The following is a 26,987-nucleotide window of genomic DNA, read 5'->3' on the forward strand; positions in this document are numbered from 1 at the left end:
TTACTTATTGCTGTACTTCGATCCATTTTCCTTTTGTACGCGCAAAATAGTCGTGATCATACATCGCTTCTACCTGGGTTCCCGGTAAATAATAGGAGCCTAAATAAGATGCGTTGAGGTCAACCTCAAAGGTTCGGGTGGTTTTAGGTTTTAGATCAAAGTAAAAATACACCCGGTCATCTCTAATATCTTTGTATCGCGCTTTCCCGGAAGCACCACCTCCTAGGCTGGTGAAACTGGTATTTACAATTTCCCATCCACTCGGGAAAATTTGAGATAAGGCTATATTACCTATTGCATTTGAGGTTGGATTTGTAACGGTAATACGCGCTTTAATTGCTGTTGCTTGACGGAGTTGTTCAATCGCTATCTTTTTATTATTTCCGTCTAAAAATTCAGTAGAAACAGTCAGATTATTTTGCTCGGTAAGTTCTTCTCCAAGAGGCAATTTACCTTGCTGAATAATGCTTATATAAACCGTGTTATCATTTGTGTTTTTAAGCTCAACCGTATTTTTAGATTCAGAAACCTTTAATGGCATTTTGATGAAGCCTTTTTCGGTTTTTAAAGAAGTGTTGTTTGCAGCAACAGCAATTGCTTTTCCGCCATTTGCGATAAGCATTTTTGCTAAACTTAACAACGCATAAGATGTAGTCTGCGTACTATACCAGCTGGATACTGTAAGGTCTTTAGCAATAGATTTTGCTAAGTCTTGTTGGCGCTTGTCTTCTAATAAAACAAGTGTTTCTAAAGCCATTGCCTTATTGCGCAATACAGAACCGTAAGTATATTGTAGATCGCGATCTGTATCAAAATTAAAATTAGCCTTTGCAGCAAGATCTGTTGCTACCTGTTTTTTACCGGCGAGCGCATAAGCCGCTGCCAGACGCCATCTCGAATCATTATTAAGATAACCAGATTCCCGCAGGCGGTTCATCGCTGCAAGTTCCGGTTGACCGGCTAGAGCCAGTGTGTACAAGCGATAAGCCTGTGTAAGACTGCTGTTATATGAGGTTGCTCCATTACGCCATTGTTTTGCCGCGTTTTTTTGATACATATACCAATTTGATAAAAAGGTTAACGGCGGCGTGTAGCCTTGTTTCTGAGCTTCGAGCATAAAGTGACCGGCGTAAGAAGTCGCCCAAGCATCAGAATCACGTTCTCCCGGCCAGTAGCTGATACCGCCAGATGGATTTTGCAACATTCCCAGACGTGCTATTGTCGCTTCGATATTTTGTCGGGCTTCTTTTTGCTGATTGTTATCCAGATCAAAAAGAGAACCTAAAAACAGTTGAGGGAAACCGCTTGACGTTGTTTGTTCTGCGCATCCGTATGGGTAACTGATGAGATATTGTAAGCGTTTTGTAAAATCAATTTGCGGTAAGGTTGAGAGTTCTAGGGTTGCAGAATTGCTTCCGGCTACTCCGAAATTCTCATAGTCAATGTTAAGCGACTCATTAGCTTGAAGCGTGTAATAGGTCGCTTTCTGCGAAATTGGATTCGGATTTTCTACGTCAATTTCTATGGAATAAGAAGCGGTCTCACCACCACCTGAAGCTGTGATTTCAAACTTTTGCGGTTCTTTGGCAGCTGTTACGGCAAATTCAAAGTTTACAATTTGTTCACCGGGCTCGTTGAAGTTTATAGTTTTAGAGCTTCCGTTTATGGCTTTCAATGCATTGCTGGTTTTAACACGAACAGAAACCTGCTTCACTTTGTTGTCCATCGCAAAAACTGTCACCGGAAGGGTTAGTTTTTCCTGAGGAGCTAACTTCCGCGGAAGCGAAGTCAATACCATCAATGGTTTTTTTACAGCTGTGGTTTTGTCTGCACTGCCGTAAGCACCGGTTTCATTATTACCAGCTACAATCATCGTCCTAACCGAACCAATATAATTAGGCATATGTAATTTGTGATTTGCAGTTTTACCGGCTTCTAAATGAAAAGGACCTAAAAATTGAACCACCGGTTTAAAGCGGTCTGCTTTTCGGTTTTTTGCACCTGCGGCGATGTCACCACCACCTATCGCATAAATATTATCTACACTGCCAGAATAAGCACCTATGACATAATCGTAGATGTCAAAAGTCTTAACGCCGAGTGCCTGACGTGCGTAAAATGACTTATGAATTTCTGGAGTTTTGAAACGGGTTAGATCTAATAAACCTTCATCTACAACAGCCACGGTATAGGTCATGGCTTTTTGGGAAGCTTCACTAACTTTTATAGTAAAATCCTGCTCAGGTTTGAGAACTTCTGCCATCTTGAGTTGCGGTTGAAGTATGGTCGAACGGTCTTCAACAAGCAACGGAATGACTCCGTATAGCCTGATAGGTCTGTCGTTTAGCGTTTGTGCGTGAGGTTGTAATAAAGTGATGTGTGCATACACATTAGGTGCCATTTCTTTAGTTATCGGAATGTGCACGCTTGTCTCTTTGGCTTTGGTCTTAACCCATTGTTTAGAAAGTACTTCGGTGCCATTTTCAATACTCAACAGAGCATTGCCTGAAGCATCAGAAGGGAAAGTTATTACCGCTTCATCACCAACTTTATAATTTTCTCTATCTGCTTTAAAAACCAGCATTTTTGCACTTTCTGAACTTCCTGCCGGTGCATTGCTCCAGTTTCTGTAAAAATAAGTGGTGAGTCCTGTTGCGTGACCCGAGGCTTTGTCGATGATGCGAATGAGATAGCGCCCACCTTGTTTTTCAGGAATGTTCACACTTGCTTGAGCTTTTCCTTTAGCATTGGTTTTTACTTCAAAATCTTGCACGGGCTTATAAACCGAACTATTCTCGTAATGGGATAAATTATCACCACCACGACTATACCACCAGCGCCATTCGATTTTAAATACTTGAACGTTAAGTGTTCTTTCTGAAGCGGGTTTGCCATCTACATCTACACTAACCAGATCAAAAGTTACATCCTCATCTGTATAATAAGAATTATACTCGTGAGTTTCCGGAGCTTTAACACCAGTGAAATGGGTAAAAGGAGCCAAGTTTTTAGAAAACACATCTACCGAAAAGTCACCACCACCCTCAAATATTTTGGTGAGAAAAGTGGCTTTGAGCATTCCTGGAGCTTTATTGCTGAGGTCTATTTTCTGAGAGAAGTTTATAATTCCAGAATTATCTAATGTTTTTTGATTGAGAATGGGAATTTCAACTTCATTAAATCGTCTCACGGGATCAGTGAAATCATAATTTTTAAAGTCTTTAAATGATGCCACTGTACTGCTCAACGTAGCTGTCATATCAATCTTGAGATTACGTGCAGGAGCGCCGTGAAGCCAAGTTGCTTTTGCCGTACCGCTAACAGGAATTGTCGCACTTAATAAATCTTGATTAAAATCAAGGTTTATCTTAAGTCGGTTGGGTTTAACCGTTGCAACCCGCAAGGTTTTACTGAATTTAACACCACCTACGGAGATGGTGGCATTCCAGTTTCCGGTGGGGTCTGTTGTATTTGTTGGTATCGGGAAATAGTAAAACCCATGATTGCTTCCACCAGCAATGTTTTGATTAGTAAGTGTAGAACTTAATAGGCTGCGCTGTACGAGTTTTCCACGAGCATCTGTAACTTCAAGTTTTACAGGGTGTTCTGCAGGTAAAGGATTGGCCAGATCATTGAGAACAAAACTAAGGTGTATGCTATCGCCGGGGCGATGTACACCTCGATCGGTATACATAAATCCTTTTAAACCTTTTTGAAGCTTGGCTCCACTGATATCAAAGTTACTTAGGGATAATGCGTTGCCATCATCAAGTTTTGCATATGCAAAATCGTTTCGTTGCTGGGCAATTGCAAAAGCCGCATTTTTAGAGCTCTTATAAGAAGCAAGTCCGTTAAGATCTGTTTTTATGCTTTTAATAAGTTGCTGCTGATAATTGTAGAGTTTAATGTCTACGCCCATTTCGGGCTTTGCGGTCAATAAATTTGTAGTGACAAAATCGTATGCTCCGTTTTCACTTTTTTTAACGATAAGTCCCAGGTCTGAGCCTATAATATTAGCCTGCGCAAAACGATCTTCGTTGTAATAAGCCGGGTGGCATGGATTATCTTCTTCCTCCCAGTTATATACCCTGTTTCTCCAAGAATAAAGTTCGTCATCCCAATAGCGTTCTTCGCGCTGTTCCTGGTCGCTCTCTGTACCGGTATGGTAATACTCTTCATAAGATTCTTCAAGATAAGCCTCTTCTTTAGATAGGGAAGTCTCTTCATTTTCATTGGTGCAAGGATAAAGACTGTAGCTCTGATTAAAGCTGAACTCAACACGATATAAAGCTCCAGGGTCAGTCTTAAACAATTCTGAAAGATCAACGGCATATGCTTTCCATAAGCCAGATTGACCAATGCTGTTGCTGATAAGTGGTATGGTTTTTTTAGCAACTCTTCTTCCTACCCGCTTCAAATCATAGGTGTCTGTATTATTGAGATTAGCGCTTTGCAGGTATTGCAGCATATTGTTTTGATACACTTTAATAACACGCACATCTACAGCAGAAAGGTTTACCGCTTCAAAATAAATAGGTGTTTTCATAGAAGCAGGCAGAATATTTCCTTTGGAAATAAGGCGCACTTGTGGTTTCAGTTGTTGAAAAGATACGCTTTGTGTATACGCTTGCTGTAAGCTGAAACCCGAAGCATTTTTGATTCCTTTATTTAGAGTTAGATTGAGTTCACCAGAAAGAGGTTGTCTGGGATAAACGTTTAAAACATTGCCCTGAACTTCATAGCGTAGACCCGTCAAACTATCCAATTGTACCAGTCCGTCAAAATTTTGAGACATTTCTAGAGGGTCTGAAAAATTGATGCTTATAGCAGTTTCAGGACTTAAGGCACTTACGACATCAACGACAGTAAAATTAGATTGGCCGGGGATGTTGAGTGTGCTTTGTCCTTGTGTTTTACTTTGAATAGGTGCTCCATCCCACGAAATTCGTATTTGAGAATTTTCTTCTTTGCGGTGAATGCTGTCTATTGTAAAATTGAAGTAGGTTCCTTTTAATTCTTCTGTAGGCCAATCTATATGCAGTTTATCTCCTTCTTGTTCTGCCTGCACCAGTTTTTTTACTTCTTCTGCGGAGACCCAATCTGCTGTTTCTACAGAACCGGTGAGGTATTGCCACTCTTTATTATAAGACTGCAGATTGCCTAAGTTGATTTTAAAATTTGGTGTTATAGTCTTAAAAGTGAAGGTGTAATTTTTATAATCTGGATCAATATCTTCAAAAAATCTACTCAGCTTTAAGGTGACACTGTATTCCGTATCCGGACGTAAATTTTCTTCGGGTTGAAAGGTTAGCGTGGTACCGTTTTCGATAAGAAGCGTTCCTTCGGTTTTTGGGTTTATAATTAAATACTCTGAAGGAATTTCTTGCGACAGTTCAAACTGTGTGGTTTGCTGCGCAAGTTCTACACGTATTTGTTCTGTAATAGAAGTATTGCCAAAGGTGTTGAAAGAAATGTATTCTTTAAACTTAAAAATATTGTCGGCATCAGGATGCTTTCTGGTGTTACAAGATTGAATAATCAGTAAAATACACAAACTAAAAAGTACTTCAATTCTTCTCATAAAAACCTTTTTTTTGAATCATTATTAAAACCGGAGGATGCCGTAAAATACTTTTTTTATAGTTCCTGAACTAGCAGGGGAGATAAGATTTAAGGAACATTATTATTCTAACGGTTTTAATGAGTAATCTGTATTAAATCTACCCAGATAATTTTGCTTTAAAATAGTTTGAGGCGTGCAGGGTTTAAGAAGTAAAAATACGAACGATCTATGTAATTCTAATGGCTATGAATATACTAGTAAAATCATACAATTCAATTTAATGCATTTTTAGTCTTACAAATCGACTTGAAATATCGCTACAAGGGGTATAAAACGACAATATAACCGATTAAATACACTTTTTTATGAAATTTGAATATTGTGTCAAATCAATTTTTAACGATAAAATGCAATTTATAATCGCTGAAATATGTTAAAGTTTATTGTTTTAGTGTTAAAAAATTCCTTATAATCGATGAACCGCACAAAATAACAGTTTAAGTGTTGTAGGAGTGGAATATCCTACTTATGTTTGTATCAACATAACTCATAAAACCCCAAATCATGAGAACCTTTACTACCAACTTGTTGGCGTTAACATTCGCCGTATTCTTAACTGGCTGTTCACAAGATGAAGAGCTTATGCAAATCGAAGAAGCAACATTAGAAGTATCTGCAAATCTTACAGTAGAAGAGACTTTTGCAAAAGAAATTCTTGCAGAAGTAAATGTACACCGTTCCAGCATTGGTCTTGCTGAGCTTAAACCGAATACAGATTCTAAAGTAAAAGCTACAGAGCACACTAAATATATGGCTACTAAAGGTCAAATTAGCCACGATTATTTTTTAGAAAGATCAGATTATCTTAAGGCTAAGGGCGCAGGTCGTGTTAGTGAAAATGTAGCTTACGGCTATCGCAACGCTTCAGAAGTGGTCTCTGCTTGGTTAAAGAGTGAAAGTCACAAGGAAGCTCTTGAAGGAAATTTCACACATAGTGGTATTTCGGTAGTAAAAGATGAGCGTGGAATTGCATTCTTTACGCAGATCTTTATTACAAAATAAAAACCCTAATCTATTTTGATTTACCCAAAATCATAATTGATTATAAGTTCATTTACAATTTTTTAAAATCCCCCATAACCCAGCGGGTTACAAATCAATAACAATATTCAACATATCACAAAATAGACAGCTTTAAGTTGGTTTTGTTATGTTAGATGCAGCAGGCGGGGGCCTGCTGTTTCGCTTTTACCTACATTTTGTGGGGATCAATTTTATGAAAGTCCCTTTAAGGTCTCATGCCTTTAAGGGATTTTTCTTTTTTAGATTGATCAGTATTTATTAAAATGATACTCACGTTCTACTTTACAGACCCTAACGCTATATGCAGAATACCAGTGACGTTTGCCCTTGTTTTGAGCTATTAGATGGTCTGTCTGATTTTTCCAATTGAGTATGGCTGGTTCATTTTTCCAATAAGAAATGGTAATACCCAGTTCACTACGTGCGTGATCCATTCCCAGATATCCGGGCTGAAGTTTAGCGAGTTCTTCCATCTGGTTAGCCATTTCGGCGTAGCCGGAATGATGTTCCGTTTGTTTTGAAGTAAAGATTACGGCATAATAACTTTCTTCTTCAGATAACTGCATAGTTGCTTAATTCTCGTTTTCTTCGTAAATACCTAAAGTCAACTCACCTTGATCATTCATGTAAGCGCGATACATTCCTTTGGTGTTAAACTCCATTGAAGGGTTTCCGTAGTGGTCTAAAGCGACAATACCGCCGGTTCCGCCCAGTTTCGTTAGTTTTTCCTGAATGACATTTCGAGTCGCATCAGTAAGTGTTTTTTTAGCATATTCCATTTGCGCGCTGATGTCATAGGCAACCTGGCCGCGTATAAAATATTCGCCCCATCCGGTTGAAGAAACACCACAAGTGGTGTTGTTTGCATACGTCCCCGAGCCGATAATTGGCGAATCTCCTATACGGTTGTAGCGCTTGTTGGTCATTCCGCCAGTAGAAGTCCCGGCGGCTAAGTTTCCATTTTTATCAAGCGCAACACAGCCTACGGTTCCAAATTTTTCATCTTTAATAAAAGGATCATAAAAAGCGGCTGCTTTACTGATACTGTCTTGCTTTTCACGTTCTAATATGCGTTGTAGCGAATTGTATCTTTTTTCAGTAAAAAAATAGGATGGATCTACCTGCTCTATTCCTTTTTCTTTAGCAAAAGCCTCAGCACCTTTACCGCTAAGAAGCACATGTTCTGAGTTGGTCATCACCTCATAAGCAAGATTTATAGGGTTTTTCACATTAGTTACCCCGGCAATGGCCCCGGCGTTTAACGTCTTACCATCCATAATAGAAGCGTCTAGTTCGTTTTTGCCATCATGGGTAAATACAGCGCCTTTAGCCGAATTAAACAGCGGCGAATTTTCCATCACATTTATGGTGCGTTGCACAGCTTCAAGGCTGGTGCCACCATTTTCAAGAATTTTATGGCCTGTTTGTATTGCTTCAGTAAGCTTTGCTTTATAGGCTTTTTCTAAAGAATCGGTCATATTTTCTTTCAGAATCGTGCCGGCTCCGCCGTGAATGATTATGGCAAACTTCTGTTGTTTTGGAGTGTCTTGAGGAGTTTTAGTAGTGTGTGTAGCATTCTGTTTACACGAGATGATTAAAAAACCAAAAAGCAATAGGGAATAAAAAGTCTTCATAAAGTGAATTTTGAACTTCTAAAATACAGAAAAAGCAGCGGTGTAACCTATAAAGAGCGGACATTTAAAGATCAATTTTCGGGCTAAAGAATATTTTTTGCCGTAGCATAAAATTGTAATTTTAGCCTAAACATGTTATTATGGCAATTTCAAAACCGTTTAACCTCACGCAATGGGTTGAAGATAACCGAGATTTATTAAAACCGCCGGTAGGAAATAAAAATTTGTACAAAGATGCAGGCGATTATATTGTGATGGTGGTTGCCGGGCCAAATGCCCGAAAAGATTATCATTATAACGAAACCGAAGAGTTATTTTTCCAGTTAGAAGGCGAGATTGAAGTGCATGTACAGGATGAAGGAGAAAAGCGTACAATGAAACTGGGGCCTGGCGATATGTATTTACACCCGGCAAAAGTACCACATTCACCGGTGCGAAATCCAGGGTCGATAGGCCTTGTGATTGAACGAAAACGCGCAGACTTGGACGGTAAAGACGGCTTGATGTGGTTTTGTGATAACTGCAATCATAAATTGTATGAAGTTTATTTTCCGCTAAATGATATTGAAAAAGACTTTTTGAAACATTTTAAAGACTTCTACAGAAGTGAAGATTTGCGTACGTGCGAGAATTGCGGTACGGTAATGGAAACTGATCCTCGTTTTACGGATTAAGTTTTATGAAATAATCAACTAAAAGTGTGCTACATGGCGCACTTTTTTTATTGCGAATATGCTAAATAATACTTTAGAAGCCTTTTGAGATTTATTAACTTCGAAAGGTTTAAAATATAATTCTAAGAAAACTACAATATAATGGCAAATACCCGCAACAATACAGCAATCGCTGAAACTTTAAAAGCACTAGAGATCACTTCTGAAAATGCCGGGACTTCTACTGGTGCAAAAACGATGAATGCTGGTGCAGTGATCCATTCGGTTTCACCGGTTGATGGCGAGGTCATTGCCAGTGTTACGCAAACCACATCAGAAGAATACGAGCAAGTGATGCAAACTGCGGCAGAAGCGTTTAAAGTTTGGCGAACGATGCCGGCACCACAGCGTGGAGAGATTGTGCGTCAGTTTAATGAAGAATTGCGCAGCTTAAAAGAGCCTTTAGGAAAATTGGTTTCTTATGAGATGGGTAAAAGCTATCAAGAAGGTTTAGGCGAAGTACAGGAGATGATAGATATCTGCGATTTTGCTGTTGGGCTTTCACGTCAATTGCACGGCTTGACGATGCATTCTGAGCGTCCCGGGCATCGTATGTATGAGCAATACCATCCGCTGGGAATTGTAGGAATTATTTCAGCGTTTAATTTTCCCGTTGCCGTATGGAGTTGGAACACAGCATTGGCTTGGGTTTGTGGAGATGTGTGCATCTGGAAACCTTCAGAAAAAACACCTTTAACAGGAATTGCCTGTCAAAAGATTGCAGCTCGCATTTTTTCAAAAAATAATTTGCCAGAGGGAATTTCGTGTTTAATAAATGGCGATTATAAAGTTGGTGAATTGATGACTCAAGATGAGCGCGTTCCGCTAATATCTGCTACGGGTTCAACGCGAATGGGAAAACAAGTTGCGCAAACTGTAGGAGGTCGTTTGGGTAAGTCACTTTTAGAATTAGGTGGAAACAATGCAATAATTGTTACGCCAGATTCAGACTTAAAAATGACAGTAATCGGGGCAGTTTTTGGTGCTGTAGGAACCGCCGGACAGCGCTGTACATCAACCCGAAGATTAATCATTCACGAAAGCATTTATGATAAAGTTACAAATGCGGTTGTAGATGCTTACAAGCAATTGCGCATAGGGAATCCGCTGGATGAAAACAACCATGTAGGTCCTGTTATTGATAAAGAAGCGGTTAAAAATTACCAAAATGCCTTAGAAAAAGTAGTTGCTGAAGGTGGTAAAATTTTAGTTGAAGGTGGGGTTCTCGAAGGGGAAGGTTATGAAAGCGGTTGCTATGTAAAGCCTGCCATTGCAGAAGCTGAAAATCATTTTGAGATTGTACAACATGAGACCTTTGCACCGGTACTTTATATTATGAAATACAGCGGTGATGTAGCAAATGCTATTGAATTGCAAAACGGAGTGCGACAAGGACTTTCTTCTGCAATTATGACTAATAACCTACGTGAAGCAGAACGTTTCTTAAGTGTTGCGGGTAGTGATTGTGGGATTGCAAACGTAAATATAGGTACCAGCGGTGCGGAAATAGGAGGAGCTTTTGGTGGAGAAAAAGAAACCGGTGGTGGTCGTGAGAGTGGCTCTGATGCCTGGAAGGTTTATATGCGTCGCCAGACTAATACGATTAATTACACAACCCAGCTTCCGCTGGCGCAGGGGATCAAGTTTGATTTGTAGCAGTTGGTCAAAATAGTAAAGAATAAAAAGGGTTACTTTTAAGTGACTCTTTTTTATTGAGCAAATAAATAAACCAAAACAAAAAGTAAAAGACCAGCTAATACTGCTAAGAAAATCTTCCAGAAAGAATACGGTCTTTTGCCTGAGATGCTTCCGTTTTCACCATTTACAAAAAAGCTGTAGCTTTTGTTTTTATAGCGATAGGCGCTAATATAAACCGGAAGCAAAATGTGTTTAAAAGTTTCTTCTTTAAGATTTATATTGAGGTTGTTTATGCGTTGTTCATCACCGCCAATGTCTCTTCTCGCCCAAGTGTTTGCAATACGACGCATTTCTTCCTGAGATTCAAGATGACCATCATTTAAGGGAATCGTATATTTTTCGGTCACAAAACCAGCGAGAAAACTACTTTCAAAAGGTTGTAGTTTTTTCAGGTTCCATAGTGCGACCTCACGCGGAACTTTACCGGTATGTTGTTTAGATGCATTGATCAGCGTGTCATCTACAAACCCCTGAATGTTTCCGTTTACAGGTATCCATCTGGTTTTGCGCACACGTCGGGTCTGTCTTCTTCCATTACTGTCTTTATAAGACTGTGTCTCGTAATAATAATCGCCTCGTGCACCGCTGTATTTTCCGTAAAGTTGGGCGTCAAACGTCCAATAGGGTAAATACAAACCTTTTGTAAATTGTGGATCTAGTGTTGCTTTTTGTAAGTCATCAGGAGCCCACCATAAACCTTTTACCCATTTTTTGAAGCGCAGTATCGCTTCATCTTGTGTAAGCTGAAATGGCAAAACTGCTCCGGGAAGAATCCATTGTTCTGTTTTGATGTCTTCTCGTATAAGAGGTGTGCCGCAATACACACAATGTAACGATTTATAATTTTCTTCTACATGCTGATTTGCACCGCAATTTTTACAGTTTAAAATGCTGATTTCTTCACTGTTTACCTGCGCCCCCTGATCTTTTAAATACTGTCTTAATGGAAGTTCTTTTATAGGATCTGTATCAAGATCTATTTTCTCCTGATGGCCACAATATTCACAAGTAACCGTTGTGGTACCGGGTTTGTATTTAAGTTCGGCACCACAATTTTTACAGGCTTTTTTTAGTTCAGATTTTTTGATTACAGGTTCAGACAATGTAATAGAAGCTTAAGATTATTGTCCAGGTAAAGGTGGAGGTGTGTTTCCGCCTAAGAAGGATTTTAATTCTTCAACCTCCTGAAGCGCTTTCCATTCGCTCATTCCTTGTTTCCAGATCAATGAATTTCTATTGATGGTGCGTGAAGCAAACAATGCTTGAAGTTGGTCAAAGCCTACAGGTCCTTGCTGTTGATTGTTACTGGCGTAATAATATTGTGTTGCAACGGGCATAGGCGGTGGTGTTGCTGCGGCCTGTGGTTGCTGTGCTTGTGGCTTGCTCATCGCATTACCCATTTGTTGTGCAAGGGCAAAGCCCATTCCCATTCCCATACCTGCACCAGCAGTTCCGCCTTCATTATTAGCAGCAGCTTCAATAGCTTTTGCCGTTTTAAACTTGGTCAACTTATCAAGATCTAACTTGTCAATACGGCTGTATTCAAAGATCTCTTTTTTGAGTTCTTCGGGCATAGAGACATTTTCGATATAGAATTTCTCTAAGGAAATCCCTACCGAAGTAAACTCTGGCTGCATCACTTCTTTACACGTCTCAGAAAGCTCTGTAGTATTTGCTGCGTATAATTCTATAGGAAGATTGGCTTCACCAACTGTATTTGTAAATCGAGTAGCGATCAAGCTTTTTAAATGCTCGTTGATCTCAAAGTTGGTAAAGTTTGCATCAGTACCTACAATGTCTTTGATGAATTTACCGGCATCGCTGATGCGAAATGCATAGGTCCCAAAAGCTCTGATTTCTACTAAACCAAAACGATCGTCACTTAGCGTGATCGGATTTTTTGTTCCCCATTTTTCATCGGTAAATAAGTGGGTGTTAATAAAATAAACTTCGGCTTTAAATGGACTATCAAAACCGTATTTCCAACCTTTTAGTGTTGTAAGAATGGGTAGGTTTTGAGTATTTAGCGTATATGTTCCGGGATTAAAAACATCTGCCAGCTGACCTTCGTTTATAAAAACAGCGGTTTGTCCCTCACGTACGATGAGTTTTGCATTGTTTTTAATTTCGTTTTGATAACGTTCAAAACGGTGTGCGATGGTATTATCTGTATAATCCAGCCATTCGATGATGTCAATAAACTCGTGGCTTAGCTTTTCTTTTATTGTGTCAAATATTCCCATAATCTATATTTTTTAAGGCTGAACTTATTTTTGCTTATTAATACCCTTTCTCCTGTAGTTTGCTCATTACTTCCTGGCCAAGTTTCATTCCCCATTGTTGTCCTACCTGCATAGATTCTTGAGTAATTGCTGGTGTTTTTTCGGCAAATTTTTGACCTATTGGAGTTTGGTAAAAACCGATTATAGCTTGCAAATCAGATTGAGTTAGACTTTTTTTGTACACCGGCGTTAGCATTTCGGCTAAGTCGTCTATAGAAGTTTTACTGAATGAACTTTCAAGCTCTCCCCAAACTTCATCAGGAACACCAGGTTTTTGCTGCTTATACATATTAAAAACCTGTTTAATTGCTACTTGAAAAGTACCCATACTCCCAGATGCAACCAGCGTGTCTTTATACGGGTCTGCTTCTTGAGCTTGAATAGTGAATGTGAAACTTGTAATGAGTAGGGCAGTAAAAATCAGTTTTTTCATGATATGTTTTTAGGTTTCAAATTGTTAGTAGCCAAAATGCTGTAATTGTTTCAAATTATTTTAATTACGTCCATTTTCATCAGGATATAAGGTATAAACCGGATCGCTTTGCCAAAACTCTTTAGTATCTACGTCAATTATTGAGAGCGCTCCTTTAAATGCCGCACCGGTATCTATATTCCAAACGTTTGCCATCTGCGTGGGTTTGTCTTTTGCGATGCGTGTGACAGGCGTATGCCCTATGTAAATCTCTTTGTGATGTGTTAAGCGTTTCGGGTAAAAAGGATCGTCTTTTTTAATTTTTTTATCTAGGCTAACAGCCATTTCCCAAAACGTTCGATCCCAATAAAAAGCAGTGCTGTGATGTTCATGTTCCGGTCCGTTATGATTTTGAAATCCTGCGTGAACAAACATTCTGTTTTGATCATCAATATGATAATTCAATAAAGCTTCATAAAAGGTTATGTGTGCTTTGCGATCTTCTTCGGTCAGCTTGTTATAAGATTCTATAGTGCTTCTACCACCGTGATTGAGCCAGACTTCATTGAGGTCGTTCTTTTTTAACCAATTGTATGTAAGCTCATCGTGATTACCTTTTATAAAGATGCAGTTCTGTTTTCGGACCAGATCGATTAAAAAAGAGACTGTTTCTGCGCTTTCGCTCCATCCGTCAACATAATCTCCTAAAAAAATTAGCGTGTCTTCTGTTGTAACATTTGCCCGACCTAGAACTTGTTTTAGGCCCTTTAGTCCGCCGTGAATATCACCTATAGCTAATGTGCGTGTCATGAATTGTATTTTACTTTTCGCAGTATGCGAATGTTTTCTTTGTATGCATTATAAAGTTTGGTGCCGTATTTACGTAAATAAGGTCTTATGCTCTCAAGCTTATCTAGCGCTGGCTCAAATCTATTTAAGTAACAAATGAGGTAGGTCGCCGGTAGATTGTATAGGTCTTCGAGTTCGCCTTTATTGAGCGTTTTATTTGCCAGTACTTTTTTTAAAATCGAATTGTTATTGTTGTAAACGTGGTAGAGTAATTTTTTATCAAATTGAGGAGGTTCAAAAACAAGGTTGCTGTCTATTATATAAGAACCGTTTTCCTTAAAATTAATGGTAAGTTCTTCTAGTGGGTAATATTTGTAATCATTTTGTATACCGAGTAAGACATATTCAAGAATCTTAAAATGATCATCAGTTATCGTGATAGAGACTTCGTCTAAAGCAGAATAAAAAAGCCGCACTTGTTCGTTTATAAGTTCTATATCTACCCGACTGAAATAGGTGTTGCCTTTTACCTCTTTTTTATTTCCTGCCCAGCAAACCACAAATTGCTCTTTAAAAACTTTATATTGTGTAAATAGATCTGCGTGGCGGACATTGATAAAATCAATGACCCCGTCAAGAGTCAGTTCTATACTGTTGTGTGCGTGTTTCTCAATAGTCGCTACAATCTCGCTGTTAACATCCGTGATTTCGCTCTCAAAGATCTTAGGCATAGAAATGCTACCATCTCTAAAAAAGGCAGTGCCGCCCCAATATTTCCAGATATTTTTTCTCAGAGCAGTGAGTTTGTTAATGGGTCTAATGGTAACCAGACCCACAACCTGATCTGATGGTAAATGCGGAAAAGGAATGTTTTCATAAGAAATCAAAGGCGGGTTTGTCAAGTAAGCATTAACCAGATTTTGAATCTTACTATCGTCAAAAAACGGAACACCTTTTATCTCGTTGGTTTCATCCTCAACACCAATTACGATATAACTGTTGTTCTTGGGGTTTGAATTAGAAAGCGCGCAGACGTGTTTTAAAAATTTAGCTTTACCTTCTTTGTTGCTGATATCAACCTTGCGCTTCTTGTCATAAAAACTGTTCTCGTCATTATGAGCGAGTAAGTTTTTAATGAGAAGGCGTTTGTTGATCATTTTTTAAAGGTACAGGTTATGTGTAAATGGATAAATAATCAGAGTTGGGATTCTTGCTATTATCTTGATTAATCAAATTTACTTCTTCGTTTTTCGGAATTTTTAAGGTAGTTTGAAAATTCACCTAATTGATCGGTTAATTCCTGAGCTTGATTATTAATCTTTTGAAACGAATCTTCGCTCGTGTAGTTACGATCTAAACATTTTAATACCTGTGATTTAGTCTCACGGTATGAACTTCTGGCATAGCCTAAGAAATTTACAAACTCCTTGTTACCACCTCCTCTGCCAAATCCTTTAGCAATATTGTCCATTATAGATCCTGAAGAAGCATTGATTTGATTTCTCAGCTCAAAATCTTTTTTTAGCGCAGTAGTTTGAATTAATTCCCAGACATTCAGAGAGGGTATACGAGCTTTTTTAAAAACTTCTAGATTTTCGAACGAATTGTAATGTGCCATTATTCAGAATTTTATCAAATAAGAATTACAATAAAAATAATAAATACTTCTACTTCTTATTCACAATGGTAGAAGAAGCCTGGTCAACACTCATTACTACGAGGTCTGCAATGTTAACGTGGTATGAGCGGGTAACTACAAAGTGAATGATATCTGCGATGTCTTCTGCTTGCAAAGGTTTGAAACCTTTGTATACTTTGTCTGCTTTATCAGAATCACCTTTAAAGCGTACTTGGCTGAATTCGGTTTCTACCATTCCCGGGTTTACAGCACCTACGCGTATGTTGTAGCCATTGAGATCTATGCGCATCCCTTGGGTGATGGCATCTACGGCATGTTTGCTGGCACAATACACATTACCTTTTGGGTAGACTTCTTTGCCGGCGGTTGAGCCAATATTGATAATATGACCGCTATTTTGAGCAATCATTTTTGGGATGATACTATCACTTACATAAAGCAGTCCCTTTACATTAATATCGAGCATTGCATCCCAGTCATCTGTATTACCGTCTTGAATAGTGTCGAGACCGTGAGCGTTTCCGGCATTGTTGATGAGAATATCTATTTTCTGAAAGTCTTCCGGCAGGTTTTCAATAGCTTCTTTAACTGCTGATTTATTTCTTACATCGAAGCTTAGCGTATGAACATTTACGTGATTTTCTAATTTTTCTTTTAAAGTAGTTAGCCGTTCCTGACGTCTTCCGCAGAGAATTAAATGGATTCCATTTTTTGCAAAATATTTTGCGGTGGCAGCGCCAATACCACTTGTAGCACCTGTAATTAAAGCTGTTTTAGCAGACATGATTTTATTTTTGTGTGAGTATAAAATTGGTGATTCGGTTTCTAGAGTTTATTAAAAGAATATTAAACTTCGTTAATTGCCGTTAAACATTTTTGGGTCTGTAAGAAATTACTTCAGATTTGAAAATATATAAAAAACTCAAATAGAATATTATGAAAAATACTTTTAAATATGGGCTGTTATTAGCCGGAATACTTGGATTAAGTTCGTGTAGTGATGATGATGCTAACTCAAGCTCAGAACGCGGAACTTCTAAGGTGGCTGTTCGTCTCGTAGATGCGCCTGGAGATTATGATAATGTTTTTATAGATGTAAAAGCTGTTGTTGTAAAATATAATGATGATTTCATCGATGATGAGTTTGACGATGATTATATGATTGTTAATGGTGAATTAGAGCTGGATACTGATGATGAGATTTACGATCTTCTCGAGCTTACAGGTGGAACTTATGCGATACTTGCAGATGAAGATATCCCTGCGGGTTCTATCAGCCAAGTGAGACTTATTCTTGGTGATGATAATACTGTGGTTGTAGATGGTGAAACATTCCCGTTACAAACTCCAAGTGCACAACAATCTGGACTTAAAGTTCAGTTTAATCAAACTTTAGAAGCAGGTGTTGTTTATACTGTAGTGCTTGACTTTAATGTAGAAGAGTCTATTGTAGAGCAAGGTAATGGTGGTTATTTATTAAAACCTGTTCTTCGCGCAAGTGCAATAGAAGCAACAGGTATGATTTCTGGTTCTTTGTTACCGCTTAATGTGCATGCAACGATAACTGCAGCAGGAGAAGGTATTGTAGTGAGTACTAATGTAAGCAGCAATGGAGACTTTGTATTGAATGGTTTGCCAGAAGGTGTTTATGATTTAACCATAGATGCAGAGCTTGTAGCAGATGTTATTACAAGTATTACTATTGAAGAAGTAGCCGTTGTTAATGGAGAAACTACAGTACTGGAGCGCATTACCGTTGAATAAAATCTAAATATCACGTATATTTGAAAAGCAATCCCAAAAAGATTGCTTTTTTTTTGCAACAATTATTTTTGAAGACCGTCTTTAAAACCACCCCTATTCAGCTTCCTGAAGCCTTTAAAATATGGGGTTTTTAACGATTGATTAACAATATCATTAGTAATAAAATTTAACCTTGTAGACCTCAGAGTCATATTTTAAACAGCATATACATATGGAAGATACAGGCGCATCTGTAGACATAGGAGCGATTAACGAAAAAATTGAAAGAGAAAGTGCATTTGTAAAGGTTCTTACGATGGAGATGAATAAGGTCATCGTAGGTCAGAAGCACATGATAGAACGTTTGCTAATAGGTCTTTTAGGCCGGGGTCATATCTTATTAGAGGGAGTTCCTGGGCTGGCAAAAACCTTAGCAATTAACACGCTTTCTCAAGCGGTACAAGGTAGTTTTAGTCGTATTCAGTTTACACCAGATTTACTTCCTGCTGATGTTGTAGGAACACTAATTTACAACATGAAGCTGAATGACTTCAGCATTAAAAAAGGTCCCATTTTCGCAAACTTCGTATTAGCAGATGAGATTAACCGTGCTCCTGCTAAAGTGCAAAGTGCATTATTGGAGGCAATGCAGGAAAAGCAAGTTACTATTGGTGATGAGACTTTTATATTAGACAAGCCTTTTTTAGTAATGGCAACTCAAAACCCGGTGGAGCAAGAAGGGACGTATCCGCTTCCTGAAGCTCAGGTAGACCGTTTTATGCTGAAGACTGTAATTGACTATCCTAAGCTAGCAGACGAGCAACTTATTGTAAGACAAAATTTAAAAGGGTCTTATGAAAAAGTAAATCCGGTGGTTTCTGTTGAGCAAATTCTACGTGCTCAGGAAGTAGTTAAAGAAGTTTATATGGATGAGAAAATTGAGAAATATATTCTCGATATTATTTTTGCAACACGTTACCCTGAGAATTACAAACTTGCAGATTTAAAGCCGTTAATCAGCTTTGGTTCTTCGCCTCGTGGTAGTATTAACCTTGCTACAGCTTCTAAATGTTTTGCTTTTATAAGAGGTCGTGGTTATGTGATTCCAGAAGATGTACGTGCAGTAGTACACGATGTATTGCGTCACCGTATCGGAATTACCTATGAAGCAGAAGCCGAAAATGTAACTACAGAAGAAATAATAAACAAGATCGTAAACGAGATCGAAGTACCATAAACCAGATATAGAATCAGCTTGCAGCTATTGCCTGAAAAATGGTGAGTGCTGCTCGCTGATCTCTTTACTGATTCTCTATAATCATGGACACTAAAGAACTTCTAAAAAAAGTACGCAAGATTGAGATCAAAACCAGAAGGTTGTCTGATCACATTTTTGGTGGGGAATATCATTCTACCTTTAAAGGTCGGGGTATGACTTTTAGTGAGGTACGTCAGTATCAGTTTGGCGATGATGTGCGTAATATAGATTGGAATGTTACTGCGCGTTATAATGAACCTTATATAAAGGTTTTTGAAGAAGAGCGCGAACTCACAATGATGCTTGTAGCTGATGTAAGTGGATCTGAATTCTTTGGTACAGATCAGCAGTTTAAGTCTGAAATTGTTACCGAAGTCGCTGCAACCCTTGCTTTTTCAGCATTGCAGAATAATGATAAAATAGGTCTCATCTTGTTTTCTGATGCGATAGAACTTTATATTCCACCTAAAAAGGGAAAATCTCACGTTTTGAGAATCATACGTGAATTACTCGAGTTTAAACCAAAAAGTAAAAAGACAGATGTCTCTCAGGCTTTGAAGTTTTTATCTGGTGTAATGAAGAAAAAAGCCATTGTTTTTGTGCTTTCAGATTTTATTGCAGACGGCTATCGCGATACTATGAAAATCGCAGCAAAGCGTCACGATATTACGGGAATTCGCATTTATGATAAACGGGAAGAAGAAATCCCCAGCCTTGGAGTTGTGCAGATGGAGGATGAAGAGACCGGAGAGTTACTTTTGGTCAATACTACTTCAAAAAAGGTACGCAGTAATTATTCAAAATATTATCAGGAGCGTGTTAATTATTACAAAGAGAGCTTTACCCGTAGTGGTGCCGGTGTGATCGATGTGCGTACTGATGAAAGTTATGTGAAAAAACTATTAGGTTATTTTAAACGAAGAGGATAAAAACACAATGAATAGTAACCCTAATACACTTCAAAATACAACCAGTTTCTTAAAATGCAAATCTATTTTTTTAGGTTTTGTACTGTCAATTTTTGCATTGACTCAGGTACAGGCGCAGCAGGTCACAGGAGCTGTTGATACGACTGCAATTCGTATAGGAGAGCAGATTACCTATCAAGTTTCAGTAGAAGCAGATTCTACAGACCTTGTGTTATTTCCCGAAGGGCAAACCTTTCAGCCCTTAGAAATGATTGAGGCTTATAAAATAGACACTTCGTTTACCGGGGCGAAAATCAATTTAATCAAACGTTACGGTTTGACCCAGTTTGATAGTGGTTCGTATACCATTCCGCGCCAGTTGGTTTCTATAAATCAGCAACCTTTTTATACGGATTCTGTTGCGATTGAAGTGAATAATGTAGTAATTGACACGACTAAGCAAGGATTGTATGATATTAAAGATATTGTTTCAGTAGAACGTGCCACCAGTAAATTCTGGACGTATTTGCTGTACTTTTTAATTCTAGCAGCTTTAATAGGCGGATTTTTATATTTCATTATCCGTAGAAGTCGCAAAAAGGCTGAAGCCGAAAAGAAATTACCTCCTTTTGAACAAGCCTTATTTTCACTTAAACAACTAGACGAGGAATATAAAGAGCCTGCTCGTGGTGTTGAGGAGCGTGATGTCACTAAAGCGTACTATTCAAAACTTACAGACATTGTAAGACGCTATCTGGATGAAGAAGTTTATAACCGCTCTATGGAAAGTACATCTTCTGAGTTGATTGATCGCTTGATGCAGGAAAAACAAGAAGGCAAGATAGATTTGAGTAAAGAAACGATTCTCAAATTGGATAAAATCTTAAAGCGTGCCGATCTAACGAAGTTTGCCCGTATATCTCCGGGAACCGGTCAGGCTGAAGCAGACCGACTTGTTGCTGAAGAGATTGTAAAAGAAACTAAAGAAGCAATCCCAGAACCTACTGAAGAAGAGCTGATGCGTGATGCGGCATATCGTGAAGCATTAGCAAAGCGTCGTAAGCGCAAACTCATTTTAACTTCGTTTATTGGTGTGTTTGGAATTTTAGTGATCGCCACTGGAATTTTGATTGCTACTAAAGGTTTTGATTATGTAAAAGATAATTTCATTGGGCATCCTTCTAAAGATTTATTAGAAGGTGATTGGGTGCGTAGTGAATACGGTTATCCGCCTGTGATTGTGAGTACACCACGCGTTTTAGAACGTGACGAGATTGCGCTGCCAGATTCATTGAAGACGCAGATGGATATGAGCACCTTTACTTATGGAAGCCTCATTGATGAGTTTTATGTTGTGGTAAATAATACCCGTTTTGCCGGAAAAAACGAAGCTGATTTAGAAGCTTCTTCACAAGGATTTATCAGTACAATGGAAGCAAGTGGAGCTAAAAATCTGATAGTAAAATCTGAAAAATATACCACACCAGAAGGCACCGAAGGTTTAAGGGTTTATGGTACAGGAGAATTCCCAGACAGTGTAAATGCCAAGAAATTCAGTCCGGGGGCATATGAGATGTTGCTTTTTACAGCTCCGGGAGTTCTGCAGCAGATCGTGGTAGCGCATCGGGAAGATGATGAGTATGCTAAAGAAATGGCCGCTCGCATTATAAATTCAGTAGAACTTCAAAAAACAGTACCTACAGATGTTAAGTAATTTTGAATTTCAAAGTCCTGAATTTTTCTGGTTGTTTTTAATGCTTCCGATAGTAGCGGTTTGGTATTTTTTTAAACGCAATAAGCTTACCGCTCAGGTTAAAATTTCCAGCTTAAAAGGTTTTAAAGCCGGTAGTGGTTTATTGGCAAAATTCAGACCTATACTTTTTGTGTTGCGCTTGCTGGCTTTAGCTTTTTTAATTACTGCTTTAGCAAGACCGCGTACGGTAGATGTTTCAACCCGGACAAATACAACCCGAGGGATTGATATCGTGATTGCGATAGATGTTTCGGCGAGTATGCTGGCAAAAGATTTAAAACCTAACCGTTTGGAGGCGCTTAAGGATGTTGCGTCACAATTTATTGCAGATCGTCCCAGTGATCGTATTGGTCTTGTAGAATATGCTGGCGAAAGCTACACGCGTACACCCATAACCAGCGATAAAAGTATTGTGCTGAGTTCGTTAAATGATATTCAGTATAACAATATTATTGAAGGCGGAACAGCTATAGGAATGGGGCTTGCAACTTCGGTAAATCGATTAAAAGACAGTAAGGCAAAAAGCAAGGTGATTATTTTGATGACTGATGGGGTAAATAATGCAGGATTTATTGAACCTACCACAGCGAGCGAGTTGGCACAAGAATTTGGAATTAAAGTGTATACCATAGGTCTAGGTACTAATGGGACTGCGCTTACTCCGATAGCATTGCGCGGTGATGGAGGTTTTCAATATGGGAATGTTCCGGTTGAGATTAATGAAGAACTTTTAAAGGAAATCGCAGATAAAACCGGCGGCTTGTATTTTAGAGCAACCAATAATCAGTCTCTTGAAGATATTTACGATGAGATCAATAAACTAGAGAAAACAGACGTTGAAGAGTTTAAGTATACCAATTATGAGGAGAAATACAGAGCGCTAGTGCTATTGGCCGGTTTGTTGCTCATGTTTGAGCTGTTGCTGAGGTATACCGTTTTTAAGAGTTTTGTTTAAAAGATTAGTAATAACAGTAATATTTTAATTTGTGTATTTACTAGAAGAAAAAATATGGTTTTGGGCATTGTTAGCTATTCCGGTAGTGGTGCTGCTTTATTTTGCAGTTACCCTGTGGAAACGCACTGCGCAAAAACGATTTGTGGTAAACCGTGAATTGCTGGAGAAATTAACGCCGCAACGTTCGGTTTTTAAACCCGTATTGAAGCTTGTTGTGTTTTGCCTCGCGCTGGCTTGTATGGCTGTAGCCATGGTGAATCCTAAGATTGGGATGAAATTAGAAACCGTTAAACGCGAAGGAGTAGATGTAGTTTTTGCGGTTGATGTTTCAAAAAGTATGGATGCAGAAGATATTGCACCCAGCCGTATAGATAAAGCAAAACAACTGGTAACGCAGATCATCAATAACTTGGGGAGTGACCGTGTTGGTATTATTGCTTACGCCGGTAGCGCCTATCCACAGTTGCCTATAACTACAGATTACAGCAGTGCTAAAATGTTTCTCAACTCGATGAATACAGATATGCTGTCGAGTCAGGGTACTGCTATAAAAGATGCGATAGAGCTTGCAAAAACCTATTATAATGATGAAGAGCAGACCAATCGTGTATTGGTGATTATTTCTGATGGGGAAGATCACGAGGGAGATGCCGCTTCAATTGCTGAATCTGCAACCGAGCAAGGTATTCGTATTTTTACAGTTGGTGTAGGTTCTGAAGCGGGTGACCGCATTCCTATTAAGCGAAATGGAGTTGTACAGTCTTATAAAAAAGATCAGAATGGAGAAACCGTGATTACAAAATTAGATGCGGAAACCCTTCAGCAAATAGCAGCAGAAGCTAACGGAGAATACATAAACGGAAATAGCACGCAAGAGGTTGTAGATAAAATGAAAACTGCCCTCAACCAGATGGACAAAAAAGAGTTTGAGGCCAAGCAGTTTGCAGATTTTAAAGATCAGTTTCAGTGGTTTGTAGCTGCGGCATTATTCTTGTTATTTATAGATGTATTCTTGCTTGAGCGTAAAACTGCCTGGGTTAGAAAACTGAATCTGTTTAATGAAAATAAGACTAAATCTTAATCTGATTGAAGATGGAGCATTTTAAAAATTTACATAAACTACTCGGCATATTCTTTATGTTTTTTGTGGGTGTTGTTTTCGCGCAAAGCGCAAAGCCAGATCCTGCAATTATAGAGGCACAGGATTATGTTGCAGAGGCAAATGATGCCTTTGTTTCTAATGAATTTGCTGCTGCAGAATCTAATTACAGAAAGGCGGTAGCTAAAGACCCTGCAAATACGACTGCAAAATATAATATGGGTAATAACTATTACCGAAATAAAAAATATGGTGAAGGTATGAACAGATATCTTCAAGCTGCAGAAGTAGCGCAAACAAAGACTGAAAAGCATAAGGCATTTCACAATCTAGGGAATGCATTTTATCAGCAACAGGATTTTAAGAAAGCAGTAGAAGCATACAAGAATGCGTTGCGTAATGATCCTACAGATGAAGAAACGCGTTATAATCTGGCTTTAGCTAAAAAAGAAGAAGAGAAGAACGGCGGTGGCGGTGGTGACGATGATAAAGAAGACGAAAACCAAGATCAGAATGAAGACAAAAAAGATCAGGAAGGTGATGGTGACGATAAAGAAAGCGATGACGGTAAGCCAAAGGATTCTGATGATCAGGGTGATGAGAAGAAGGATCAGGGCGACGATAAAAAAGATGATGAAGGCAAGCCTAAAGACAAAGATGGTGATCAGAAAGACAAGGGTAAAGATGGTGATAAAGAACAAGAACAGCCTCAGCCACAACCCGGTCAGGGGCAGTTATCTCCTCAGCAAGTCAAGAGTTTGCTAGAGGCTATGAAAAACGAAGAAAATAAAGTTCAAGATAAAATGAATGCTCAGAAAGTTAAAGGTACTAAGGTCAAAACAGATAAAGACTGGTAAGCCACGCCTGAGCGATAAAGCAGCAATTACGATGAAGATGAAGTTAAAATTTTTGCTGATTGTTTTTTTTGCAGGATTCTCTGCATACTCGCAGGTAGCGTTTGATGCCGTGGTGAGTAAAGAAACGTTGGGCGTTAATGAGCGCCTGCGTGTAGACTTTGAGATGAATAAAGATGGGGATAATTTCAGACCTCCCAGTTTTCAAGGGTTTACCGTAGTAGGTGGTCCTAATCAGTCAATCAGCAAGCAATGGATTAATGGAAAAGCAAGTTTTTCAAAAACTTTTTCTTATTTCTTACAACCCAAAGCTACCGGAAAACTAAAAATAGGTCAAGCCGAGATAGAAATAGATGGCACCGTTTATAAAACCATCCCCATAGAAATCAATGTCACGGGAGCTGTAGATTTGCAGAAAGACCCTAATGATCCTCAAGTTGCAGCTACCGAAAATGTACATCTTGTTGCTGAGGTTTCTAAATCTGACCCATATCTAAATGAAGCTTTTACGGTGGTCTATAAGCTCTATGTTTCTCGTGAAACGGCTGTAAATGGTTGGAATGAGCTTGATGCACCTAAGTTTGCAGACTTCTGGAGCCAGAGTATAGACGAGAAACAATTTAAAGTCTATGACGGTTCGTACAAGGGGAAGCCTTATCGCTATGTGATATTGAGAAGAACCTTACTCTATCCGCAGAAAACAGGAGAGTTAACTATAGAGCCGCTTGCATTAAATATTAATGTAGAAGCGCCAACCAATCGTAGAGATATTTTTGGGATGCGCATTACCAGACCGGCAAAAATTACGGTCACCGCTCCAACCCGAAAAGTTAATGTAAAAAGATTGCCTGAAGATGGTAAACCTGAAAGCTTTACCGGTGCTGTAGGCAGTTTTGATTTTGATGTTATTGCCAGTAAAACCAAATTGGATGCACAAGAAGCTCTTGATTTGACGTTAACGGCTAAAGGAAACGGGAATCTTAAACTGTTTAATCTTCCAAAGCCAAAATTACCAAGTTCATTAGAGGTTTATGAGCCTGAGAATAATCAAGATGTTCGGGTTTCATTAAACGGAATGGCTGGCTCTACCGCTGCACGATATACTATTGTGCCACAGCAAAAAGGGAACTATCCTATTCCACCGATACGCTTTTCTTATTTTGATCCTGCAACAGAACAATACAAGACGTTGAGTAGTGATGAGATCATAATCGATGTAGAAAATGGGCCTGCAGCATTGGCTTCTAAGGATGATAATAAAGTTCCTGTTAAGGCTGTAAATCAATTCAATTATATAAAGTCTGATGCCAATCTGGTCGCTCAAAATAAAGATTCATTCTTTGCAACTATAACCTTCTGGGGTATGCTGGCGACACCGGTTATTTTAATTCCGTTAGCGATTTTATTTGGTCGTAAGCGCAAAGCATATCAGAATGATGTAAAAGGAAACAGACTGCGTAAGGCAGATAAGCTGGCTCGTAAATACTTGGGAGATGCTAAGAAAAGCCTGGGAGATCAGACTGCCTTTTATTTGGCTCTAGAAAAGTGTCTGCATAATTTCTTAAAAGCCCGTCTTAATATTCAAACTAGTGATATGAGTAAAGACCGTATCAGCAAGTTGCTTCAAGAACGTGGCGCTACAGTTGAAACTACTGCAGATTTCTTGAAGCTATTAGAAAGCTGCGAGTTTGCACGATATACACCGTCAAGTAGCGATGCGATGCAGCATGATTATGAGCAGGCTTCCCGTGTAATTTCAGAAATAGATAAACAGTTATGAAAACACAGGATTTACAATTAAAATACAGAAGCCTTATTGTTATTCTGGCTTTGATTTGTAGTGCTTTTTTAGCAAGCGCTCAAACTCCGCAACAGTTGTTTGAGACTGGTAATTCACAGTATGCGCAGAATAATTTTGAAGAGGCGATTAAGAATTATGAGCAGGTTTTAGATGCCGGCTATGAGTCTGCTGAATTGTATTATAATCTGGCAAATGCCAATTACAGACTCAACAGAATTGCACCTAGTGTTTATAATTATGAAAAAGCATTGGTGCTAAAACCTAATGATAAAGCGATTAAGAACAACCTTCAGTTTGCTCAGAACATGACGGTTGATGCAATTACACCCTTACCTGAAAACACGTTTAAAAAATGGTGGAATCAACTCTTAAATCTTTTTTCCCTAGACGGTTGGGCAATTATTACTGTAGTGTTGATTATGTTGTTTACGCTAAGTTTTCTTGTATATTATTTTGGGAATAAGACCGTTTTAAAGCGCTCCTTTTTCACTATTGCTTTCGTTTCTTTAGGTTTAGGATTACTCAGTTTAACTTTAGCGTTTCAGGCGCAATCTAATGAAAAAAACAAGCGATTTGCTGTGGTTTTTTCGCCGGAGGCTGAAATAAAAAATGCTCCAAATATAGGTAGCGATGAGGTTTTTGTTCTGCATGAAGGTACCAAAGTGCGTGTGATTGAAGAACAAGGTGACTGGCAAATGATACGCCTTGCAGACGGTCAAGAAGGTTGGATACCTAAAGCCGATGTGAAGTTGTTATAGATTGCTTTGTGTTTTCGATTTATTATTGGTATTTCTTTGTTATAT

At 38.7% G+C, this 26,987-nt stretch carries 22 protein-coding genes; 12 read left to right on the forward strand and 10 right to left on the reverse strand.

Features of this window, described 5'->3' with window-relative positions; all coding sequences use genetic code 11:
- Window positions 1–4: 4 nt before the first annotated feature.
- A complete protein-coding gene (locus tag BUB91_RS01180) occupies window positions 5–5,581 on the reverse strand; it encodes an alpha-2-macroglobulin family protein (RefSeq protein WP_073095946.1) in 5,577 nt (1,858 codons plus the stop codon).
- Between the two features lie 546 nt (window positions 5,582–6,127).
- Here BUB91_RS01180 and BUB91_RS01185 point away from each other — a divergent pair.
- Entirely contained in the window at window positions 6,128–6,625 is a 498-nt protein-coding gene (locus BUB91_RS01185) for a CAP domain-containing protein (protein ID WP_073095947.1), read from the forward strand.
- A gap of 269 nt (window positions 6,626–6,894) precedes the next feature.
- On the opposite strand, the gene BUB91_RS01190 is transcribed toward BUB91_RS01185, so the two are convergent.
- On the reverse strand, window positions 6,895–7,212 hold the full coding sequence (locus tag BUB91_RS01190; protein WP_073095955.1) for an antibiotic biosynthesis monooxygenase family protein: 318 nt from the start codon (window positions 7,210–7,212) through the stop codon (window positions 6,895–6,897).
- Window positions 7,213–7,218: 6 nt separating this feature from the next.
- The gene (locus tag BUB91_RS01195) at window positions 7,219–8,280 is read right to left on the reverse strand and encodes an isoaspartyl peptidase/L-asparaginase family protein (protein WP_073095958.1); all 1,062 of its coding nucleotides are present in this window, start codon (window positions 8,278–8,280) and stop codon (window positions 7,219–7,221) included.
- A 140-nt stretch (window positions 8,281–8,420) separates the two neighbouring features.
- Here BUB91_RS01195 and BUB91_RS01200 point away from each other — a divergent pair, with 140 nt between their 5' ends.
- Window positions 8,421–8,954, forward strand: coding sequence for a 3-hydroxyanthranilate 3,4-dioxygenase (locus tag BUB91_RS01200; protein ID WP_073095960.1), 534 nt, complete (start codon window positions 8,421–8,423; stop codon window positions 8,952–8,954).
- Window positions 8,955–9,095: 141 nt separating this feature from the next.
- A complete protein-coding gene (gene amaB, locus BUB91_RS01205; RefSeq protein WP_073095970.1) occupies window positions 9,096–10,649 on the forward strand; it encodes an L-piperidine-6-carboxylate dehydrogenase in 1,554 nt (517 codons plus the stop codon).
- Between the two features lie 53 nt (window positions 10,650–10,702).
- Here amaB and BUB91_RS01210 read toward each other — a convergent pair whose 3' ends face one another.
- From BUB91_RS01210 to BUB91_RS01240, 7 genes are all read right to left on the reverse strand, one after another.
- Complete coding sequence (locus tag BUB91_RS01210) at window positions 10,703–11,794, reverse strand: TFIIB-type zinc ribbon-containing protein (RefSeq protein ID WP_073095972.1); 1,092 nt, start codon at window positions 11,792–11,794, stop codon at window positions 10,703–10,705.
- Window positions 11,795–11,812: 18 nt separating this feature from the next.
- Entirely contained in the window at window positions 11,813–12,934 is a 1,122-nt protein-coding gene (locus BUB91_RS01215) for an SPFH domain-containing protein (RefSeq protein ID WP_073095973.1), read from the reverse strand.
- A 37-nt stretch (window positions 12,935–12,971) separates the two neighbouring features.
- Window positions 12,972–13,406, reverse strand: coding sequence for a DUF2059 domain-containing protein (locus BUB91_RS01220; RefSeq protein WP_073095974.1), 435 nt, complete (start codon window positions 13,404–13,406; stop codon window positions 12,972–12,974).
- A gap of 60 nt (window positions 13,407–13,466) precedes the next feature.
- Window positions 13,467–14,195 carry a metallophosphoesterase gene (locus BUB91_RS01225; RefSeq protein WP_073095975.1) on the reverse strand — a complete coding sequence of 243 codons (729 nt, stop codon included), beginning with the start codon at window positions 14,193–14,195 and terminating at the stop codon, window positions 13,467–13,469.
- On the reverse strand, window positions 14,192–15,331 hold the full coding sequence (locus BUB91_RS01230) for an ATP-binding protein (RefSeq protein WP_073095976.1): 1,140 nt from the start codon (window positions 15,329–15,331) through the stop codon (window positions 14,192–14,194). Before BUB91_RS01230 ends, BUB91_RS01225 begins: the two co-directional genes overlap by 4 nt.
- Window positions 15,332–15,399: 68 nt before the next feature.
- On the reverse strand, window positions 15,400–15,792 hold the full coding sequence (locus BUB91_RS01235; protein WP_073095977.1) for a four helix bundle protein: 393 nt from the start codon (window positions 15,790–15,792) through the stop codon (window positions 15,400–15,402).
- 49 nt (window positions 15,793–15,841) lie between these two features.
- Window positions 15,842–16,597, reverse strand: a complete 756-nt coding sequence (locus BUB91_RS01240) for an SDR family NAD(P)-dependent oxidoreductase (RefSeq protein ID WP_073095978.1) — start codon at window positions 16,595–16,597, stop codon at window positions 15,842–15,844.
- A gap of 152 nt (window positions 16,598–16,749) precedes the next feature.
- Between BUB91_RS01240 and BUB91_RS01245 the strand changes: the two genes are divergently transcribed.
- The 9 genes from BUB91_RS01245 (at window position 16,750) to BUB91_RS01285 (ending at window position 26,942) form a co-directional block, all read left to right on the forward strand.
- Window positions 16,750–17,577: a DUF4382 domain-containing protein gene (locus BUB91_RS01245; protein ID WP_073095980.1), complete on the forward strand. Its 828-nt coding sequence runs from the start codon at window positions 16,750–16,752 to the stop codon at window positions 17,575–17,577.
- A gap of 211 nt (window positions 17,578–17,788) precedes the next feature.
- On the forward strand, window positions 17,789–18,793 hold the full coding sequence (locus BUB91_RS01250; protein ID WP_073095984.1) for an AAA family ATPase: 1,005 nt from the start codon (window positions 17,789–17,791) through the stop codon (window positions 18,791–18,793).
- 83 nt (window positions 18,794–18,876) lie between these two features.
- Window positions 18,877–19,743 carry a DUF58 domain-containing protein gene (locus BUB91_RS01255; protein WP_073095987.1) on the forward strand — a complete coding sequence of 289 codons (867 nt, stop codon included), beginning with the start codon at window positions 18,877–18,879 and terminating at the stop codon, window positions 19,741–19,743.
- A gap of 7 nt (window positions 19,744–19,750) precedes the next feature.
- Complete coding sequence (locus tag BUB91_RS01260; protein ID WP_073095990.1) at window positions 19,751–21,436, forward strand: cytochrome c-type biogenesis protein; 1,686 nt, start codon at window positions 19,751–19,753, stop codon at window positions 21,434–21,436.
- Window positions 21,426–22,430 (forward strand): vWA domain-containing protein, encoded by a 1,005-nt coding sequence (locus tag BUB91_RS01265; protein ID WP_073095992.1) that lies wholly within the window; start codon window positions 21,426–21,428, stop codon window positions 22,428–22,430. Before BUB91_RS01260 ends, BUB91_RS01265 begins: the two co-directional genes overlap by 11 nt.
- A 31-nt stretch (window positions 22,431–22,461) precedes the next feature.
- Entirely contained in the window at window positions 22,462–23,511 is a 1,050-nt protein-coding gene (locus tag BUB91_RS01270; RefSeq protein WP_073095994.1) for a vWA domain-containing protein, read from the forward strand.
- A gap of 11 nt (window positions 23,512–23,522) precedes the next feature.
- Entirely contained in the window at window positions 23,523–24,386 is an 864-nt protein-coding gene (locus tag BUB91_RS01275) for a tetratricopeptide repeat protein (RefSeq protein WP_073095996.1), read from the forward strand.
- 31 nt (window positions 24,387–24,417) lie between these two features.
- A complete protein-coding gene (locus BUB91_RS01280; RefSeq protein ID WP_073096389.1) occupies window positions 24,418–26,163 on the forward strand; it encodes a BatD family protein in 1,746 nt (581 codons plus the stop codon).
- Window positions 26,160–26,942: an SH3 domain-containing protein gene (locus BUB91_RS01285; protein ID WP_073095998.1), complete on the forward strand. Its 783-nt coding sequence runs from the start codon at window positions 26,160–26,162 to the stop codon at window positions 26,940–26,942. The genes BUB91_RS01280 and BUB91_RS01285 overlap by 4 nt, the downstream gene beginning before the upstream one ends.
- Window positions 26,943–26,987 lie beyond the last annotated feature (45 nt).

Origin of the sequence: Leeuwenhoekiella marinoflava DSM 3653, from assembly GCF_900129005.1 — a bacterium.
GTDB classification, from domain to species: Bacteria; Bacteroidota; Bacteroidia; order Flavobacteriales; family Flavobacteriaceae; genus Leeuwenhoekiella; species Leeuwenhoekiella marinoflava.

Excerpts from the sequence above, each read along its gene's own strand:
- BUB91_RS01215 (WP_073095973.1), bottom strand. The coding sequence starts at position 12,934 with ATGGGAATATTTGACACAATAAAAGAAAAGCTAAGCCACGAGTTTATT.
- BUB91_RS01265 (WP_073095992.1), top strand. The coding sequence starts at position 21,426 with ATGTTAAGTAATTTTGAATTTCAAAGTCCTGAATTTTTCTGGTTGTTT.
- BUB91_RS01185 (WP_073095947.1), top strand. The coding sequence starts at position 6,128 with ATGAGAACCTTTACTACCAACTTGTTGGCGTTAACATTCGCCGTATTC.
- BUB91_RS01250 (WP_073095984.1), top strand. The coding sequence starts at position 17,789 with ATGGAAGATACAGGCGCATCTGTAGACATAGGAGCGATTAACGAAAAA.
- BUB91_RS01275 (WP_073095996.1), top strand. The coding sequence starts at position 23,523 with ATGGAGCATTTTAAAAATTTACATAAACTACTCGGCATATTCTTTATG.
- BUB91_RS01200 (WP_073095960.1), top strand. The coding sequence starts at position 8,421 with ATGGCAATTTCAAAACCGTTTAACCTCACGCAATGGGTTGAAGATAAC.
- BUB91_RS01195 (WP_073095958.1), bottom strand. The coding sequence starts at position 8,280 with ATGAAGACTTTTTATTCCCTATTGCTTTTTGGTTTTTTAATCATCTCG.
- BUB91_RS01235 (WP_073095977.1), bottom strand. The coding sequence starts at position 15,792 with ATGGCACATTACAATTCGTTCGAAAATCTAGAAGTTTTTAAAAAAGCT.
- BUB91_RS01220 (WP_073095974.1), bottom strand. The coding sequence starts at position 13,406 with ATGAAAAAACTGATTTTTACTGCCCTACTCATTACAAGTTTCACATTC.
- BUB91_RS01190 (WP_073095955.1), bottom strand. The coding sequence starts at position 7,212 with ATGCAGTTATCTGAAGAAGAAAGTTATTATGCCGTAATCTTTACTTCA.
- BUB91_RS01255 (WP_073095987.1), top strand. The coding sequence starts at position 18,877 with ATGGACACTAAAGAACTTCTAAAAAAAGTACGCAAGATTGAGATCAAA.
- amaB (WP_073095970.1), top strand. The coding sequence starts at position 9,096 with ATGGCAAATACCCGCAACAATACAGCAATCGCTGAAACTTTAAAAGCA.
- BUB91_RS01180 (WP_073095946.1), bottom strand. The coding sequence starts at position 5,581 with ATGAGAAGAATTGAAGTACTTTTTAGTTTGTGTATTTTACTGATTATT.
- BUB91_RS01280 (WP_073096389.1), top strand. The coding sequence starts at position 24,418 with ATGAAGATGAAGTTAAAATTTTTGCTGATTGTTTTTTTTGCAGGATTC.
- BUB91_RS01285 (WP_073095998.1), top strand. The coding sequence starts at position 26,160 with ATGAAAACACAGGATTTACAATTAAAATACAGAAGCCTTATTGTTATT.
- BUB91_RS01230 (WP_073095976.1), bottom strand. The coding sequence starts at position 15,331 with ATGATCAACAAACGCCTTCTCATTAAAAACTTACTCGCTCATAATGAC.
- BUB91_RS01240 (WP_073095978.1), bottom strand. The coding sequence starts at position 16,597 with ATGTCTGCTAAAACAGCTTTAATTACAGGTGCTACAAGTGGTATTGGC.
- BUB91_RS01225 (WP_073095975.1), bottom strand. The coding sequence starts at position 14,195 with ATGACACGCACATTAGCTATAGGTGATATTCACGGCGGACTAAAGGGC.
- BUB91_RS01245 (WP_073095980.1), top strand. The coding sequence starts at position 16,750 with ATGAAAAATACTTTTAAATATGGGCTGTTATTAGCCGGAATACTTGGA.
- BUB91_RS01260 (WP_073095990.1), top strand. The coding sequence starts at position 19,751 with ATGAATAGTAACCCTAATACACTTCAAAATACAACCAGTTTCTTAAAA.